12 protein-coding genes and 1 riboswitch are annotated in these 16,787 nt (G+C 71.7%); of the genes, 4 read left to right on the forward strand and 8 right to left on the reverse strand.

Features of this window, described 5'->3' with window-relative positions:
- Position 1: 1 nt before the first annotated feature.
- On the reverse strand, positions 2–1,156 hold the full coding sequence (gene ribD / locus AB4K12_RS24005; protein ID WP_368436161.1) for a bifunctional diaminohydroxyphosphoribosylaminopyrimidine deaminase/5-amino-6-(5-phosphoribosylamino)uracil reductase RibD: 1,155 nt from the start codon (positions 1,154–1,156) through the stop codon (positions 2–4).
- Between the two features lie 168 nt (positions 1,157–1,324).
- Positions 1,325–1,456, reverse strand: a riboswitch (FMN riboswitch).
- A 375-nt stretch (positions 1,457–1,831) separates the two neighbouring features.
- Between ribD and AB4K12_RS24010 the strand changes: the two genes are divergently transcribed.
- Positions 1,832–4,204 carry a glycosyl hydrolase family 18 protein gene (locus tag AB4K12_RS24010; RefSeq protein WP_368436521.1) on the forward strand — a complete coding sequence of 791 codons (2,373 nt, stop codon included), beginning with the start codon at positions 1,832–1,834 and terminating at the stop codon, positions 4,202–4,204.
- Positions 4,205–4,248: 44 nt separating this feature from the next.
- On the forward strand, positions 4,249–5,460 hold the full coding sequence (locus AB4K12_RS24015; RefSeq protein WP_368436162.1) for an MFS transporter: 1,212 nt from the start codon (positions 4,249–4,251) through the stop codon (positions 5,458–5,460).
- A 62-nt stretch (positions 5,461–5,522) separates the two neighbouring features.
- On the opposite strand, the gene AB4K12_RS24020 is transcribed toward AB4K12_RS24015, so the two are convergent.
- The gene (locus AB4K12_RS24020) at positions 5,523–6,344 is read right to left on the reverse strand and encodes a hypothetical protein (RefSeq protein ID WP_368436163.1); all 822 of its coding nucleotides are present in this window, start codon (positions 6,342–6,344) and stop codon (positions 5,523–5,525) included.
- Between the two features lie 207 nt (positions 6,345–6,551).
- Between AB4K12_RS24020 and AB4K12_RS24025 the strand changes: the two genes are divergently transcribed.
- Entirely contained in the window at positions 6,552–7,970 is a 1,419-nt protein-coding gene (locus AB4K12_RS24025) for a uracil-xanthine permease family protein (RefSeq protein WP_368436164.1), read from the forward strand.
- Positions 7,971–8,119: 149 nt separating this feature from the next.
- Positions 8,120–8,812, forward strand: coding sequence for a DUF5995 family protein (locus AB4K12_RS24030; RefSeq protein WP_368436165.1), 693 nt, complete (start codon positions 8,120–8,122; stop codon positions 8,810–8,812).
- Positions 8,813–8,877: 65 nt separating this feature from the next.
- On the opposite strand, the gene AB4K12_RS24035 is transcribed toward AB4K12_RS24030, so the two are convergent.
- The 6 genes from AB4K12_RS24035 to AB4K12_RS24060 form a co-directional block, all read right to left on the reverse strand.
- Entirely contained in the window at positions 8,878–10,584 is a 1,707-nt protein-coding gene (locus AB4K12_RS24035; protein ID WP_368436166.1) for a flavin monoamine oxidase family protein, read from the reverse strand.
- 57 nt (positions 10,585–10,641) lie between these two features.
- The gene (locus tag AB4K12_RS24040) at positions 10,642–11,442 is read right to left on the reverse strand and encodes a carbon-nitrogen hydrolase family protein (RefSeq protein ID WP_368436167.1); all 801 of its coding nucleotides are present in this window, start codon (positions 11,440–11,442) and stop codon (positions 10,642–10,644) included.
- 513 nt (positions 11,443–11,955) lie between these two features.
- Positions 11,956–12,411: an Lrp/AsnC family transcriptional regulator gene (locus AB4K12_RS24045; RefSeq protein ID WP_086572781.1), complete on the reverse strand. Its 456-nt coding sequence runs from the start codon at positions 12,409–12,411 to the stop codon at positions 11,956–11,958.
- Between the two features lie 98 nt (positions 12,412–12,509).
- A complete protein-coding gene (locus AB4K12_RS24050) occupies positions 12,510–13,076 on the reverse strand; it encodes a GNAT family N-acetyltransferase (RefSeq protein WP_368436168.1) in 567 nt (188 codons plus the stop codon).
- Between the two features lie 122 nt (positions 13,077–13,198).
- Complete coding sequence (locus AB4K12_RS24055; RefSeq protein WP_368436169.1) at positions 13,199–14,929, reverse strand: amino acid permease; 1,731 nt, start codon at positions 14,927–14,929, stop codon at positions 13,199–13,201.
- Positions 14,930–15,296: 367 nt separating this feature from the next.
- Positions 15,297–16,739, reverse strand: coding sequence for a GuaB1 family IMP dehydrogenase-related protein (locus tag AB4K12_RS24060; protein ID WP_086572784.1), 1,443 nt, complete (start codon positions 16,737–16,739; stop codon positions 15,297–15,299).
- Between the last annotated feature and the right edge of the window lie 48 nt (positions 16,740–16,787).

Genomic DNA, 16,787 nt, shown 5'->3' on the forward strand with positions numbered 1-16,787 from the left:
TTCAGTTCTCCTCGGTGGCGTTGGCAAAGGCGGGGGCGGTGGCGAAGGCGGAAGCCTGGGGGGTGGCGGTGATCCGCAGGTCGGGGCCGAGCCGGGCGACGTCGGTGACGTCCAGGCGCAACGCCTGGGCGATGGTGCCGATTCCGGCGTCGCCGAGCGCGGTCGGACCGGCGCCCAGCAGCGCGGGGGCGAGGTAGCCGATGACCCGGTCGACGGCGCCGGCGGCCAGGAAGGCGCCGGCGAGGGTGGAGCCGCCCTCGAGCAGGACGGAGCACACGCCGCGCTCGTGCAGGGCGCGGAGCAGGGCGCGCACGTCGAGGCCGGGGGCGCCCGCGGCGCGCGGGAGCCGTACGGTCTCGACGCCCGGCAGGTGCGTGGTGTCGGCGTCCTCGGCGACGGCGATCAGGGTGGGGGCGGCGTCGTCCAGGACCCGGGCGCCCGGCTTGACGGTGGCGTTGGTGTCGACGACGACGCGCAGCGGCTGGACGACGGGCTCGTGGCGCTGCGGCGGCGCGCCCCGGACGGCCAGGTGCGGGTCGTCGGCGCGCAGGGTGCCGGAGCCGACGACGACGGCGTCGGCCTCGGCGCGCAGCCGGTGGACGTCGGCGCGCGACTCGGCGGAGGTGATCCAGCGGCTGGTGCCGTCGGCGGCGGCGCTGCGGCCGTCGAGGGTGGCGGCGTACTTCCACACCACGAAGGGGCGGCCGTGCAGGACGGAGGAGAGCCAGGCGGCGTTGCCGGCGGCGGCCCGGTCGGCCAGCAGGCCGCCCTCGACGTCGATGCCGGCGGCGGCGAGCGTGGCCGCGCCGCCGCGGGCGTCGGAGGTGGGGTCGGAGACGGCGTAGACGACGCGGGCGACGCCGGCCTCGATCAGGGCGCGGGTGCAGGGGCCGGTGCGGCCGGTGTGGTCGCAGGGCTCCAGCGTGACGACGGCGGTGGCACCGCGGACGTCGTGGCCCGCCTCCCGGGCGGCGCGCAGGGCGTTGACCTCGGCGTGCGGCTCGCCGGCGCGGTGGTGCAGTCCTTCGCCGAGGGTGCGGCCCTCCGCGTCGAGGAGGACACAGCCGACGACGGGGTTGGGGCTGGTGGAGCCGAGGGCGCGGGCCGCGAGCACGATGGCGCGTCGCATCGCGTCTGCTTCGGTAGCGGTGGCCACCGGGGTCCTCCTGCCTCTTCGGGCACGGACTCCGGGGCTGTCGTACGGGACGACGAGGAAGCGGGTACGCCACAGCGGATGATCACCGGGCAGGGGGACGGGAATGCGGGTACGCCACGAGGGGCGCCCGCTCCGTGCCACCTGTGACGGTGTGCCGATGCGTGCCCGCCGCGCACTGCCTCCCATCCGGACTTTAACCGTCGGTCCAGGAATTCCACCTGGTCAACCGGCCGCTGGTGTGCGGTCGGGTCGCGGACTATAACCGCCGGTTCGGACTTTCACCGACCCCGGAGTGCGCTGCGTAAATTCGATCAATTTTACAGTACAAGGTGTCTGACCTGCGGAATCATCAAATGCCGCAGCTCCGACGAGTCCGAGCGTACGCCGGACGGCGCCACGGTGTCCACGGGGACTTGACAGAGTGCGCGGGCTCACACCCGGAGGGGCCCGCCGGATCGCCGCGCACTTGGTCCATACCTATTGACGCACTGGTCTAGTCCTTTTAACCTCTGCCACACCTCCGCGGAGTACGGCCCGCCGGTGCGCGCGCACCACGGGCCACAGCACGTCGCACACCCCCCGCATCGCTCGGTCACGAGCCCCCCACTGGAGGAACCGAACGTGTTGTCCCGTACGAGAACCCCCGGCAGACCCACCGGAAACCGATCGGCCGGTATCCGCGTCCGAGGGCGCGTCGCCCTCGCCTCGGCGGCCACCGCCGTGGCCGCGCTCCTGGCCGGCACGCTCTCCGCGACGCCCTCGCACGCCGAGGACCAGTCCGCCTGCCGCCCCGACGGCCTGTACGCCACGCCCGGCGTCGACGTCCCCTACTGTTCGGTCTACGACGCCGCCGGCCGCGAGAAGATGGGCGCCGACCACCAGCGCCGCGTCATCGGCTACTTCACCGGCTGGCGCACCGGCAAGGACGGCACTCCCGCCTATCTCGCCCCGGACATCCCCTGGGACAAGGTCACCCACCTCAATTACGCCTTCGCGCACGTCGGCCCCGACGACAGGATCTCCGTCGGCGCGGACGGCGCGAACAATCCGGCGACCGGAATGACCTGGCCCGGCGTCCCCGGCGCCGACATGGACCCGGCCCTCCCCTACAAGGGCCACTTCAACCTGCTGAACACGTACAAGAAACGGCATCCGCAGGTGAAGACGCTCATCTCCGTGGGCGGCTGGGCGGAGACCGGCGGCTATATCGACGAGAACGGCAAGCGCGTCGACTCCGGCGGTTTCTACAAGACCGCGACGAACGCCGACGGATCGGTCAACCAGGCCGGGATCGACACCTTCGCGGATTCCGCCGTCGCGTTCGTCAAGAAATACGGATTCAACGGCGTCGACATCGACTACGAGTACCCGACCTCGATGAAGGACGCCGGGCACCCGAAGGACTGGGCCCTCGCCAACGCCCGGCGCGGCGGTCTCAACAAGGGATACGCGGCCCTCCTCAAAACGCTTCGCGAGAAACTCGACCGGGCCGGTGCCACCGATGGAAAGCACTATCTCCTCTCCGTCGCCGCACCCTCGTCCGGCTATCTTCTGCGGGGCATGGAGACGTACCGGAGCACGCAGTACCTGGATTACGTCAACGTGATGTCGTACGACCTGCACGGCGCCTGGAACGAGTTCGTCGGCCCCAACGCCGCGCTGTACGACGACGGAAAGGACGCCGAACTCGCCAAGTGGGGCGTCTACACCGCCGGGCAGTACGGCGGCATCGGCTACCTCAACGGCGACTGGGCCTACCACTACTTCCGCGGCGCCCTCCCGCCGGGCCGCGTCAACCTCGGCCTGCCGTACTACACACGCGGCTGGAAGAACGTCACCGGCGGCACCGACGGCCTGTGGGGAACGGCGAAGTCGTCCTCCTGTCCCGCCGGGTCGGGCCTGACCACCTGCGGCGACGGCGCGGTGGGCATCGACAACCTCTGGCACGACAAGGACGACGACGGCAAGGAGTCGCCCGCCGGGTCCAACCCGATGTGGCACGCGAAGAACCTGGAGAAGGGCGTCGTCGGCGACTACGCCCCCGCGTACGGCTTCCCGGCCGGCACCAAGCTCACCGGCACCTACGCCCGCCGCTACGACGCCACGCTGACCGCTCCCTGGCTGTGGAACGCCGAGAAGAAGGTCTTCCTCTCCACCGAGGACGAGCAGTCGGTGAAGGCCAAGGCCCAGTACGTCGTGGACAAGGGGCTCGGCGGCACCATGATCTGGGAGCTCGCCGGCGACTACGGCTGGAACGCCGGCAAGGGACAGTACGAGCCCGGCTCCACGCTCACCACGGCCCTGTACGACGCGTTCAGGTCCGCCCCCGGCTACGGCGCGCGGCGCGCGACGACGGACCTGCCGAGCCAGGCGATCGACCTCGGCGTCGACGTCACCGGCTTCCCCCTGGGCGACTCCAACTACCCGATCAACCCGAAGATCCACCTCACCAACAACACCAAGACCACCATCCCCGGCGGCGCCGAGCTGCAGTTCGACTACGCCACCTCCGCGCCCGGCAACGCCAAGGACCAGTCGGGCTGGGGCCTGAAGGTCATCCGCAGCGACCACCCCGGGACCGGCAACATCGGCGGCCTCAAGGGCGACTACCACCGGGTCTCGGTGAAGCTCCCGGCCTCCCAGCCGCTCGCGCCGGGCGCCTCGGCCGACATCGACTTCGTCTACTACCTGCCGACGTCCACGCCCTCCAACTGGACCGTGAGCTTCGGCGGCCGGACGTACGCCCTGGCCGGCGACCTGGCCCGGGGCACCGCCGTGGTCGACCCCGGCGGACCGACGCCCACGCCGACCGGAACCCCGACCGGCACCCCCACCGCGACCCCGACGGCGACCCCGACAGCAACCCCGACCGGCACTCCCACCGGCGGCACCTGCACCGCGCCGGCCTGGGACCAGGAGGCCGCCTACAACGGCGGCGCCACGGTCTCGTGGAAGTCCCACTCCTGGAAGGCCAAGTGGTGGACGCGGGGCGAGGAGCCCGGCACCACCGGCCCATGGGGGGTCTGGCAGGACCAGGGCTCCTGCTGATGGACTGAGAGCGCACGAGCGGGCCGACGGCGAACGGGAGCGGCATGCGCACACCTGCGGAACCCGGGGATCCCCGGCTGCGCCGGGCACGGATCGCGATCGCGGCGGTCTTCGCCGCCCACGGAGCGGTCACCGGCAGCTTCGCCACCCGCGTCCCCTGGATCCAGGAACACACGGGCATCGGATCCGGCCTGCTCGGCCTCGCGCTCGTCTGCCCCGCGGTCGGCGCCTCGGTCGCCATGCCGCTCGCGGGGCGCGTCGCCCATCGCCTCGGCACCCGGGCCGGGCTGCGCCTGCTGCTCGTCCTGTGGTGCGTCTCGCTGGTGCCGCCCGCCCTGGCCCCCTCCCTGCCCACCCTCTGCGCCGCGCTCACGGTGTACGGGGCGACGTCCGGGATGGCGGACGTCGCCATGAACGCGCTCGGCGTGCGCACCGAGGAGCGGCTGGGCCGCTCGATCATGTCGGGACTGCACGGGATGTGGAGCGCGGGCGCGCTCGCCGGTTCCGCCGCGGGCACGGTCGCCGCGCACGCGGGGACGGACGCCCGGCTCCACTTCGCCCTGGCGTCCGGCGGGCTCGTCCTGCTCGGCGTGGCCGCCTGTCAGGGGGTGCTGGACCTGCGCCCGGCCGGCGACGAGCGGCCCCCGCCGCGGTTCTCGCCGCCCCCGCGGTCCGCGCTGGCCATCGGGGCGGTCGGGTTCTGCGCGGTCTTCGCCGAAGGGGCGAGCCTGGACTGGTCGGCCGTCTACCTCCGCGATGTCATCGGCTCCGATCCGGGCACGGCCGCCGCCTGCACCACGGCGTTCGCCTGCGCGATGGCGCTGGCCCGCTTCGCCGGCGACGCCGTCGTACGACGGTTCGGTCCGGTGGGGACCGTACGGGCGAGCGGCGTCGTGGCGGTCCTCGGCGGGGCGCTGGTGGTCTCCTCGGCCGGGCCGGCGCCGGTGATCGCCGGGTTCGGCCTGCTGGGCGTGGGGATCGCCGTGGTCGTCCCGCTGGCCTTCGCGGCCGCCGGGCGCGGCGGGCCGCGGCCGGACCAGGCCATCGCCGGAGTGGCGACCATCGTCTACTCCTCGGCGCTGGTGGCGCCGGCCGTCATCGGGCAGATCGCGAACGCCACGTCGCTCGTGGTGTCCTTCGCCCTGGTGACCGTGCTGGCGGCGGGACTGGTCGCGGGGGCGGGCGTCCTGCGCGTGCCACCCGCCGCCCGGCCGTCCCCCGCCCTCGCCCGTACGACACGCCGCCGCGGGCCGTGAACCGGACCCCGAAGGGTTCGGCCACGGCCCGCGGTGGAGGGGAACCGTCAGGCGCGGAAGGGTCAGATCACAATGGCCCAGCCGTGCCCGCCGCCCCAGTGGCCGCCGTGCCCGCCGTGACCGTTGCAGTCGTCGTGGCCGCGGTCGTGGCCGCCGCCGTGGTGGCCGCCACCCCACTTGTCGTCGCAGTCGTCCGACTTGCGGTGGTGGCCGCCGCCCCAGTCGTCACCGTGGCCCCAGCTGCTGTGGCCGCCACCCCAGCTGTTGTGGCCGCCCCAGCCGCCACCCCAGTTGTTGTGGCCGCCCCAGCCGCCGCCCCAGTTGTTGTGGCCGCAGTCGTGGTGGCCGCCCCAACCGCCGTGGCCGCCCCAGCCGTTGTTCTTCCACTTGCCGATGAAGATGCCACCCCAGTTGCCACCCCAGTTGTTGTGGCCCCAGTTGCTGTGGCTCCAGCTGTAGTCGCGGCTCCAGCTGCCGTGGCGGTGGCCGCGGTCGCAGTCGTCCCGGTCGTGGTCCCGGTGGTGACGCCCGCGGTCGCAGTCGTCCCGGTCACGGTCCCGGTCACGGTCGCGCCCGCGGTCGCAGTCGCGGTCGCGGTCACGGTCGCGGTCACGGTCGCGGTCGCGGTCGCGGCCCTTGTCCCGGCCCTTGTCGCGGTCCTTGTTCTTGTCACGACCCTTGTCACGGTCGTGGCGGTTGCCCTTGTCTCGGTCGCAGTCACGGTCGCGGCCGCGGTCACGGCCTCGGTCGTGGTCGTCGTCCCAGCTCGCGGACTGGGCGCCCGACGCGATCTGCGGCGCGGCCTGGGCCACTCCGGCGAGCGGAATGATGGTTGCGCCGGCGATGAACGCGGCGGCCGCTGTGCGGCCGACGAGGTTACGCATGTGTGTCTCCTGAATTGCAGGAAATCGGACACAACACGCATACCTCCCATGAACTGATAAACAGCCGGTGTTCCTGGCCGTACAGTCCTACGGGGGGCTAATTGCGCCGATCGCAGCAACACCCGCCCCCTCCACCGTCGAGACGGAGCACCACGCGGCCCGGCTTAGCATGGTCCGGATCACCACAACGCGACATATGGAGCAGCCATGGGCCTCGGCGTGCGCTGGACCCTGCACGGAGACGGGCGCACCCCCGCCCCGGGAGCCGTCGTCAGACCGGATGAGCGGCTCTCGTGGCCGAGGACCGCGGGCCTGGGCGCGCAGCATGTGGTCGCGATGTTCGGCGCGTCGTTCGTGGCGCCCGTCCTGATGGGCCTCGACCCGAATCTCGCGATCATGATGTCGGGCGTCGCCACGGTCATCTTCCTGCTGGCGACCCGCGGCCGGGTGCCCAGCTACCTCGGCTGCAGCCTCTCCTTCGTGGGGGTCGCGGCGATCATCCGGGCCCAGGGCGGGGACAGCGCGGCGGTCACGGGCGCGATCCTCGTGGTCGGCGTGGCGCTGTTCCTGAGCGGGCTGGCGGTACGGAAGTTCGGCGCCCGGATCATTCACGCGGCGATGCCCCCGGTGGTCACCGGCGCGGTCGTGATGCTCATCGGCTTCAACCTGGCGCCGGTGACCGCGACCGTCTACTGGCCCCAGGACCAGTGGACCGCGCTGCTGACCATGCTCTTCACCGGGCTCGCCGTGGTCTGCCTGCGCGGCTTCTGGTCCCGCGTGGCGATCTTCCTCGGCCTGGTCTTCGGCTACGCCCTCTCCTGGCTCCTCGACCGGCTCTTCGGGAAGATCCATTCGGTGCACGGCGGCACGCAGGCCGTCGACCACTGGCGGCTGGACCTGTCCGGCGTCGGCACGGCGGACTGGATCGGCCTGCCCTCGCTGCACGCGCCGAGCTTCGGCTGGTCGGCGGCGCTGGTGGCGCTGCCGGTCGTCATCGCGCTGATCGCGGAGAACGCCGGTCACGTCAAGGCCGTCGGCGAGATGACCGGCGACCCGCTGGACGACCAGCTGGGCACCGCGATCGCCGCGGACGGAGCGGCCACGGTGCTCTCCACGGCGGTCGGCGGCCCGGCCAACACCACCTACTCCGAGAACATCGGCGTCATGGCGGCCACCCGCGTCTATTCCACCGCCGCCTACTGGGCCGCGGCGGGCTTCGCCCTGCTCTTCGGCATCTGCCCGAAGTTCGGCGCGGTCGTCGCCGCGATCCCGGGCGGCGTGCTGGGCGGCATCACCGTGATCCTCTACGGCATGATCGGCCTGCTGGGCGCGCAGATCTGGGTGCACAACAAGGTCGACCTGCGCAATCCGCTGAACCTGGTGCCGGTCGCGGCGGGCGTCATCATCGGCGTCGGCGGCGTCAGCCTGAAGATCAGCGACAACTTCGAGCTGAGCGGCATCGCCCTCGGCACGATCGTGGTCATCAGCGGCTACCACGCGCTGCGCGCCCTGGCCCCGGCCCACCTCAAGGCGCAGGAACCACTGCTGGACGCGGGCACCAGCGGCTACGGCGACGGGGTGGCCGGCGGCGCGGCCGGCGAGGGCCCGGAGCCGCGCGGGGCCTGACCCCGCCGGGTCGCGGGCGGGACCTGACCCCGGCTGGGGCCCGCCCGGCCGGGTCCCGAAGGAATCGTTTCACCAGAACCGTTCACCCGTTCGGGCTAAATAGAGCCCCGAATCGCCTACGCTCCGTGTTCAGCTGTCACTCTGTGTCCATGACGAAGGTGGGGGCGCGGCTGGCGGTTTCCGTCGGCATCGACGGGGTGGTGGCGAGAATGCGGGGGCTCGAGGCCGGGCTCCCGCCCGGGGACGGGGTGGCGGTCTTCAACCGCGTCTATCTGTCGGTCACGGAGGAGATCGGCCGCCGGGTGAGAGCGGGCGCCTTCCGCGACCACCGGGCGGCGGCCGAGCTCGACGTGCGTTTCGCCGGGCGTTATCTGCGCGCCGTCGACCAGGTCGCCGCGGGACGCCCCGCGCCGGCCTGCTGGCGGCCGCTGTTCCAGCTGCGGGGGCACCCGGCCGTACGACCCCTGCAGTTCGCGCTCGCGGGGATCAACGCCCACATCGGCCACGACCTGGCCCTGGCCCTGACCGACACCTGCCGGGCGCTCGGCGTGGAGCCGCGCGCGCTGGAGGGCGACTTCCACCGCATCGGCGAGCTGCTCGTCATGATGGAGGAGCGGATCCGGGAGGAGCTGATGCCCGGCCCGGATCTGCTGGATGTGGCCGACCCGCTGACGCATCTGGTCGGCTCCTGGACGCTCGAGGCCGCGCGGAACGCCGCCTGGGCCTCCTTCCGCGCGCTGTGGGCGCTGCGGACGCTGCCCGACCTGGCCGAGGAGTTCACCGACCGCGTCGACGCGAGCGTGGGGATGGTGGGGCGATGTCTGCTCACCCCCCTGGGTTGAACGCCCGGCCCCGAGGGGCCGGGCGGCCGGTGCGGGGACGGACCTCCCCGCACCGGCCCCGTGCCTCAGTCCTCCGGCAGCTCGACGGGCGCGATCTCGTCGAAGACGTCGCCCGGGCCGGGGTTGGTGGCGTCCGTGGCGCCGCCGAACTGGTGCATGACGCCCCACACCGCGTTCAGCGCGGTCTGGACGGCGCCCTCGGCCCAGCCGGCCGTCCAGGAGATGTCGTCACCCGCGAGGAAGATGCCGCGCTTGTCCTCGGGCAGACGGTCCTGCATGAAGTGGGTGTACAGGCGTCGCTGGTAGCGGTAGTGACCCGGCAGGTTGGCCTTGAACGCACCCATGAAGTAGGGCTCGTTCTCCCACGAGACCGTCACCGGGTTGCCGATGATGTGCTTGCGGATGTCGACCTTGGGGTAGATCTCGCCGAGCGACTTGAGCATGACCTCCAGGCGCTCGTTCGCCGACAGCGGCAGCCACTTGAGGCTGTCGTCGCACCAGGTGTAGGAGAGGCAGATGACGGCCGGCTTGTCCGGACCGTTGTCCAGCAGGTAGGTGCCGCGCGTCATGCGGTCGGTGAGCGTCATCGACATGACGTCCCGGCCGGTCTCCTCGTCCTTGTCCAGCCAGAACGGCCGGTCCACCGGCACGAAGAGCTTGGACGACTCCATGTAGTGCGTCCGCTCCATCGCCGTCCAGTGGTCGATGGGGAAGAGCGAGTCGTCGCAGGAGATCTTCGACAGCAGCATCCAGGACTGCGCCGTGAAGATGGCCGCCTTGAAGGTGCGGATGTCGCCGCTCGCGTCGGTGACGGTGATGCGGTTGCCGGCCGTGCGGTGCAGACGGGTGACGGCCGGGCGGGGGGTGCCGCCGTGCAGCGAGGACAGCGAGGTGCCCGGCGCCCAGTGGACGATCTTCGCGGGCTCGCGGTCCCACAGCCGCAGCGGAAGCTGCTGGCTGCCGCCGACGATGCCGCGGTGGTGGTCGTCGGCCTCGGTGTAGACGACGCGCAGGATCTCCAGGATGGAGTTGGGGAAGTCGGTGTCCCAGCCGCCGGTGCCGAAGCCGACCTGGCCGAAGATCTCGCGGTGCCGGAAGGACTTGAAGGCCTCGGACTCGCAGAGGAAGCCGTAGAAGGTCTGGTTGTCCAGCTTCTCGACCAGCTTCGCCCAGATCTCCCGGATGCGCGGCACGTCGCGCTCGCGCATGGCGCGGTTCATGTCGGAGAAGTCGGCGCCCTCCTCCAGGCAGGCGTTCCACGCCTGGGCCACGTCACGGTAGACCTGCGGCAGGTCCTCGACCGTCTCGGCGTAGTGCGACTCGCCCTTGAGGTCGACGACCGTGGAGGGGGTCTCGGGCGCGAGCGGGTTGGGGAACGGCTTGGTCTCCAGGCCCACCAGGTCGATGTAGTGCTGGAAGGCGGTGGAGGACGGCGGGAAGCGCATCGCGCCCATCTCCGCGGTCAGCTCCTCGTCGCAGCCCTCGAAGCCGACGGTGCGCAGGCGGCCACCGATCTGGTCGGCCTCGTAGACGACGGGCTTGAGGCCCATCTTCATCAGCTCGTACGCCGCGATGATGCCCGACAGACCGCCGCCGATGACGGCGACCTCGGTGCCGTGCTCGGTGGCCGGGATCTGGCCGAGGCCCGCCGGGTGGGCGAGGAAGTCGTCATAGGCGAAGGGGAAGTCCGGGCCGAACATGGTGATCGGCGGCTCGACGGGCTGCGCCTGCTCGTGCTCGTCGTGGACGGCGGTGGGCACCGTGGACGTCATCGGCTGGACTCTCCTACTGGCAAGGGGGTGGGGCAGGGGGCGGGCAGGGCCCGTGGTCTAGGTGAGCGAGCCGTAGAGCTCGGGGCGGCGGTCGCTCAGGTAGGTGTTCTCCGCGCGCGAGGCCTTCAGCAGCCCCGGGTCCACGTCGGCGACGATCAGGTCCTCGCCGGCGCCAGCCCGGGCCCGTACGGTCCCGTCGGGGGCGGCGAGGCAGGACAGCCCGGCGAAGGTGAAGTCGCCCTCGTCGCCGCAGCGGTTGGCATACGCGATGTAGAGCTGGCTCTCCCACGCCCGGGCCGGCACGATCGTCTGCGGAACGATCTCGTACGGGCGCATCAGGGCGGTGGGCACGAGCAGCAGCTCCGTCCCGGCCAGCGCATGGGCGCGCACGGCCTCGGGGAACTCCACGTCGTAGCAGATCAGCAGGCCCAGGCGGATGCCGTCGAGGTCCGCCTGGACGACGGCCTGGTCACCAGGGGTGAAGAAGGTCGTCTCGTAGTCGCCGAAGAGGTGGGCCTTGCGATAGTTCGCGAGGAGACCGCCGTCGGGGCCGACGATCTGCAGCGAGTTGAAGACCGCTTCGCCGTCGCGCTCGGGATAGCCGAAACCGACGGCCAGGCCGTGCTCCGCGGCGATCGCGGCGACCGCCCGCGCGGCGGGGCCGTCGGCGGGCTCGGCGAGGTCGCGGACGGCGGGCCCGAGGGCATAGCCGGTCAGGTACAGCTCGTTGGTGAGCAGCAGCCGGGCTCCGGCGGCCGCGGCCCGGCGGGCGGCGTCGGCCAGCGCGGCCAGGCTGTCGGCGGTGGACGCGGGAACGCCGCTGGGGCCTTGGTACAGCGCGATGCGCAGCGGCGTCATGCGTCCTCTTTCGCGGTGGGTTTTCGCGGTGGGTCCATTAGGCGGAGCCGGGTCAAACACACTTTCGTGTAAACGTCTCGACGGTACGGTTCCGGCTCTGACCTGGACAAGGCATGGACGTTGCGCGACGACGGCAAAAACGTTGCGCGTTCCGGGCCTGGTGCGGCGATTCGTTGCGCGGCGTTCCACGGGCCGGGACCGGGGCCCGTACAGCCGGGGTCGCACGCGCTGCCCGCCGTACGGGCGAGGGTGATCGTCCGGCGGCCCGCCGTACGGCTGAGCGGTGATCGTCCGGCGGCCCGACGCGCCCGCGGCGGGCTCCGCCAAGATGTACCGCCACTCCGGCGACACCGGGCGGCCACCAACGACCCGGTCGGCATGAAGGAGGTGCCGAAGTGCCTTAGCTCCGCTCCGTACGAGATCGTGGAGACCGGGGACTTCCAGGTGGCGCGGTGGGAGCCGCAGCCGCTGCCGCGGGGCTGACCGCCGGTCCGACCGCCACGCGGGGAGCGGTCAGGACGGCGCGCCGGAGCTGAAGCGGCGCAGCAGCGGCGAGAGCACCAGCACCGACTTGGTGCGCTCCACGAAGGGCTCGCCGGCGATGCGCTCCAGCACCCGCTCGAAGTGACGCATGTCGGAGGCGAAGATCTGGACGATGGCGTCGGCCTCGCCCGTGACGGTGGAGGCGGACGCCACCTCCGGGTAGCGGCTGAGTCCGCGGTGGATCGCCTCGGGCGAGGTGTTGCGGCGGCAGTAGAGCTCGATGAAGCCCTCGGTCTCCCAGCCGAGCGCCGCGGGGTCCACCCGGACGGTGAATCCCGTGATGGCCCCCTCGGCGCGCAGCCTGTCCACGCGCCGTTTGACGGCGGGGGCCGACAGGCCGACCTCCGCTCCGATGTCGGCGTAGGAGCGCCTGGCGTCCTCGGCCAGGGCATGCACGATGCGTTCGTCGAGCTCATTCAATCGCACGGCGGGTGGATCACATTTCTACGGGAACCTGCTGTCGTTACCAGCAGTAGATCACGCGCCCGGGAGTGGTCCCGCCCGGCGGGTGCGCATACCGGACGTCAGGTGCCCAGTGCGGTGCACATGGCGGAGGGTCCGGGGAAGTCCTCGACCAGGGCGTCCATCAGCACTTCGTCGACGTACTGGCCCAGCCAGTGGCCCGACTTGCGGAAGCGGCCGGTGGGCCGGAAACCGGCCTTCTCGAAGGCGGTGATCCCGGCCCGGTTGGGCTCGAGGACCTTCAGCCAGACGGCCCGCAGGCCCGCCAGGTGGAAGCCCCAGTCCAGGGTGAGCCGGGTGGCCTCCTCCGCGAAGCGCTTGCCGCGCTGGTGCGGGGCCAGGAAGATCGTGAACTCGGCCCTGCGTTCCCTGGGGTCGACGCGCAGCGCGGTCAGGCCGATGGCCTGCTTGTCCTTCAGTCGGACGATCTCGAACCGGGCGTGGTCGCGGTCGTCGAGCTGGCGGTCCCACTCCTCGGCGTGGGCCTCCCAGGCCTGGGGGAAACGGCTGCCCCGGCCGAGGATCGTGCCGGGGTCGGATTCCCATTTGTGATATTCGGCGAGCATCGCGTCGCGGGGCATGCCCAGGGCGAGGCGGTCGCCGGTCAGCAGGAGGTGGGGGCTGCTCATCGGAATGTGATCCCTTCCGCGCCCCGGTCGGCCGGGCCGGGGCCGTCGAATGCCCGAATGGCTGCCAGGTCCGCGAGGAGCGGACCCGGCAGCCAGGGATCATAGGGCGCGGCGGGCGAAGATCACTTCTTCACAGAAGTCTTCCGGGCCTTCGCGGGCGCCTTGCCGGCGGCCTTGCGGGGGCTCGCCGGAGCCTTCTCCGCCTTCGCGGGAGCCTGGGTCGCCTTCTTGGCGGCCACGGACGCCTTGGCGGGGGCCTCGGACGCCTTCACGGCGGCCTCGGGCGCCTTCTGGGCGGCCTCCGCCTCCGGGGCGGCCTCGGCCGTGACCTGCTCGCCCGTGGCCTCACGGGCCAGGCGGGAGCTGCGCATGCCGTAGGCGAAGTAGATCACCAGGCCGAGGAGCATCCAGCCGCCGAAGACCTCCCAGGTCACGACGTCCAGCTTGAACATCATGTAGACGCACAGACCGAAGCCGATGGCGGGGAAGACCGGGGCCAGCGGCACCGTGGTGTCGCCGAAGGGAACACGCACACCCGAAAGCGGTACCCGGAAGGTGCGGTTCATGGTGGGGCGGGTGAACCGCAGCACGATGACGGCGACGTTGACCAGCGCGAAGGCGAAGAGCGTACCGATGCTGGTGGCGTCGGCGAGCTTGGCGAGCGGGACGGCCGCGGCCAGGACGCCGCAGAAGAGCGAGACGATCACGGTGTTGGCGAGCGGCACGCCCTTCTTGGTGACCTTGGCGAAGGACTTGGGGACCAGACCGTCGCGGGACATGGCGAAGAGGATGCGGGTCTGGCCGTAGAGCACGGTCAGCACGACGCTGGCGATGGCGATGACGGCGCCGGCGGCCAGGAGGACGGCCCAGTAGCCGTGGCCCGTGACGTCCTTCATGATGCCGGCGAGCGCGGCCTCGGAGCCCTCGAACTTGTCCCACGGCATGGCGCCGACCGCGATCGCCGCGACCAGCACGTACAGCGCGGTGACGATCAGCAGCGAGAGCATGATGGCCTTGGGCAGGTCCCGCTTGGGGTCCTTGGCCTCCTCGCCCGCGGTGGAGGCGGCGTCGAAGCCGATGTACGAGAAGAAGAGCGTGGCGCCCGCGGCGCTGACGCCGCCGAGGCCGAGCGGCATGAACGGGCTGTAGTTGCCGGCCCGGATGCCGGTGAAGGCGACGGCGCAGAAGAGCAGCAGGGCCACGATCTTCACGCCGACCATGATGGCGTTGGCGCGGGCGCTCTCCTTGGCACCGCCGAGCAGGAACGCCATGCACAGGAGCACGACGAGCAGGGCCGGCAGGTTGAAGACGCCGCCGTCCACGCCGGGCGGGTTGGCCATCCACGTGGGGATGGTGACGCCGATGGTGCCCTCGAGGAGCTCGTTGAGGTACTGGCCCCAGCCGACGGCGACGGCCGCGACGGAGACGCCGTACTCAAGGATCAGGCACCAGCCGCAGACCCAGGCGACGATCTCGCCCAGGGTGGCGTAGGCGTACGAGTACGAGGAGCCGGAGACCGGAATGGTGCCGGCGAGCTCGGCGTACGACAGGGCCGAGAAGAGCGCGGTGAGACCGGCGATGACGAAGGAGATCACCACTGCGGGGCCGGCCTTGGGCACCGCCGAGCCCAGGACGACGAAGATGCCGGTGCCCAGGGTCGCGCCGATGCTGATCATCGTCAGCTGCCACATGCCGAGCGAGCGGCGCAGGTTGCCGCCCTCGCCCTGGCCGCCCTCGGCGACCAGGCGCTCGACGGGCTTGCGGCGCATCAGGCGCGCGCCGAAGCCGGTGGTCGGCAGCGGGGCACGCCGGTCGTCGCCGATGGCGGCTGAGGCTGCGCCTTTGTCCAACACTGGGGTCGCTCCCACAGGGGTCGCTCCGTTCAATCACTGCCGGTCGGGGGGATCCGGTCGGGAGCGACGGCCGACGGCGGTACCCAGGGCGCGCCGGCATGGCAGAGCAAACCCGTAGCGAGGGGTACCGCCGAGCAAGCGGTACCCGCCACTCCACGTTCTGCGCAGACCCTACGAGGTGAGGGGCCGCGCTCGTAATGCACCATTCTTGCGTATGCCCGGTGGATCATTGCGTCCGGGGAGTCGAAACGGGTGATCGTTGCTCGTCGCGTTATGAATCGGTACATCGAGCGCGAAAAAGGGGCGCGATCCGGAATCGGATCGCGCCCCTTTCGGGTGCCCGGGAGGCTTACCGCCAGGTGGAGATCTACTGCCAGCTGGCGTGCAGCGGCTTGCCCTCGGCGTAGCCGGCGGCGCTCTGGACGCCGACGACGGCACGCTCGGCGAACTCCTCGAGGGAGCCCGCGCCCGCGTAGGTGCAGGAGGAGCGGACGCCCGCGATGATCGAGTCGATCAGGTCCTCGACGCCCGGGCGGGCCGGGTCGAGGAACATGCGGGAGGTGGAGATGCCCTCCTCGAACAGACCCTTGCGGGCCCGGTCGTAGGCGGACTCCTCCGAGGTGCGGTTGCGCACGGCACGGGCGGAGGCCATGCCGAAGGACTCCTTGTAGAGCCGGCCGTCGGCGGTCTGCTGCAGGTCGCCCGGGGACTCGTAGGTGCCCGCGAACCAGGAGCCGACCATGACGTTGGACGCGCCGGCCGCGAGGGCCATGGCGACGTCGCGCGGGTGACGGACGCCACCGTCGGCCCACACGTGCTTGCCGTACTTCTTGGCCTCGGCGGCGCACTCGAGCACCGCGGAGAACTGCGGGCGGCCCACGCCGGTCATCATGCGGGTGGTGCACATGGCGCCGGGGCCCACACCGACCTTGATGATGTCCGCGCCGGCCTCGATGAGGTCGCGCACGCCCTCGGCGGCGACGATGTTGCCCGCGACGATCGGGACCTGCGGGTCGAGCGCCCGGACGGCCTTGATCGCGGCGATCATCGACTCCTGGTGACCGTGCGCGGTGTCCACGACGATCGTGTCCGCACCGGCCGCCAGCAGCGCCTTGGCCTTGCCGGCCACGTCGCCGTTGATGCCGACGGCGGCGGCGATGCGCAGCTTGCCGTCCGCGTCGGTGGCGGGGGTGTAGAGCGTGGCGCGCAGGGCGCCCTTGCGGGTGAGGATGCCGGCCAGCTTGCCGTCCTTGTCGACGGCGGGCGCCAGCTTGCGGTGGGCGGCGTCGAGCGTGTTGAAGGCCTCGCGCGGGTCGATGTCGGCGTCCAGGAGCAGCAGCTCGGTGGACATGACCTCGGACAGCTGGGTGAAGCGGTCCACGCCGGTCAGGTCGTGCTCGGTGACGACGCCGACGGGGCGGTGCTGGTCGTCGACGACCACACCGGCGCCGTGGGCCCGCTTGGGCAGCAGCGACAGCGCGTCGGCGACGGTCTGGGTCGGCGCGAGGACGATGGGGGTGTCGAGCACCAGGTGGCGGCTCTTGACCCAGGAGATGACGTCGGTGACGACCTCGATCGGGATGTCCTGGGGGATGACCACGAGGCCACCGCGGCGGGCCATCGTCTCGGCCATGCGGCGGCCGGCGATCGCGGTCATGTTGGCGACGACGAGCGGGATGGTCGTGCCCGTGCCGTCCGGTGCGGAGAGGTCCACACCCTGACGGGAACCGACCGCGGAGCGGCTCGGCACCATGAACACATCGTCGTACGTCAGGTCGTACGGCGGCTTCTGATCGTTAAGGAAACGCATACTGGCTCTCTCACCTGCGGTTTTGATGACTAAGCGGGTGGGGAGTCA

It is taken from the genome of Streptomyces sp. C36 (genome assembly GCF_040932295.1).
GTDB lineage: Bacteria > Actinomycetota > Actinomycetes > Streptomycetales > Streptomycetaceae > Streptomyces > Streptomyces triculaminicus.

Coding starts and splice junctions, on each gene's coding strand:
- AB4K12_RS24040 (WP_368436167.1), bottom strand. CDS start 11,442: ATGACGCCGCTGCGCATCGCGCTGTACCAAGGCCCCAGCGGCGTTCCC.
- AB4K12_RS24030 (WP_368436165.1), top strand. CDS start 8,120: ATGACGAAGGTGGGGGCGCGGCTGGCGGTTTCCGTCGGCATCGACGGG.
- AB4K12_RS24015 (WP_368436162.1), top strand. CDS start 4,249: ATGCGCACACCTGCGGAACCCGGGGATCCCCGGCTGCGCCGGGCACGG.
- AB4K12_RS24050 (WP_368436168.1), bottom strand. CDS start 13,076: ATGAGCAGCCCCCACCTCCTGCTGACCGGCGACCGCCTCGCCCTGGGC.
- AB4K12_RS24060 (WP_086572784.1), bottom strand. CDS start 16,739: ATGCGTTTCCTTAACGATCAGAAGCCGCCGTACGACCTGACGTACGAC.
- AB4K12_RS24025 (WP_368436164.1), top strand. CDS start 6,552: ATGGGCCTCGGCGTGCGCTGGACCCTGCACGGAGACGGGCGCACCCCC.
- AB4K12_RS24035 (WP_368436166.1), bottom strand. CDS start 10,584: ATGACGTCCACGGTGCCCACCGCCGTCCACGACGAGCACGAGCAGGCG.
- AB4K12_RS24020 (WP_368436163.1), bottom strand. CDS start 6,344: ATGCGTAACCTCGTCGGCCGCACAGCGGCCGCCGCGTTCATCGCCGGC.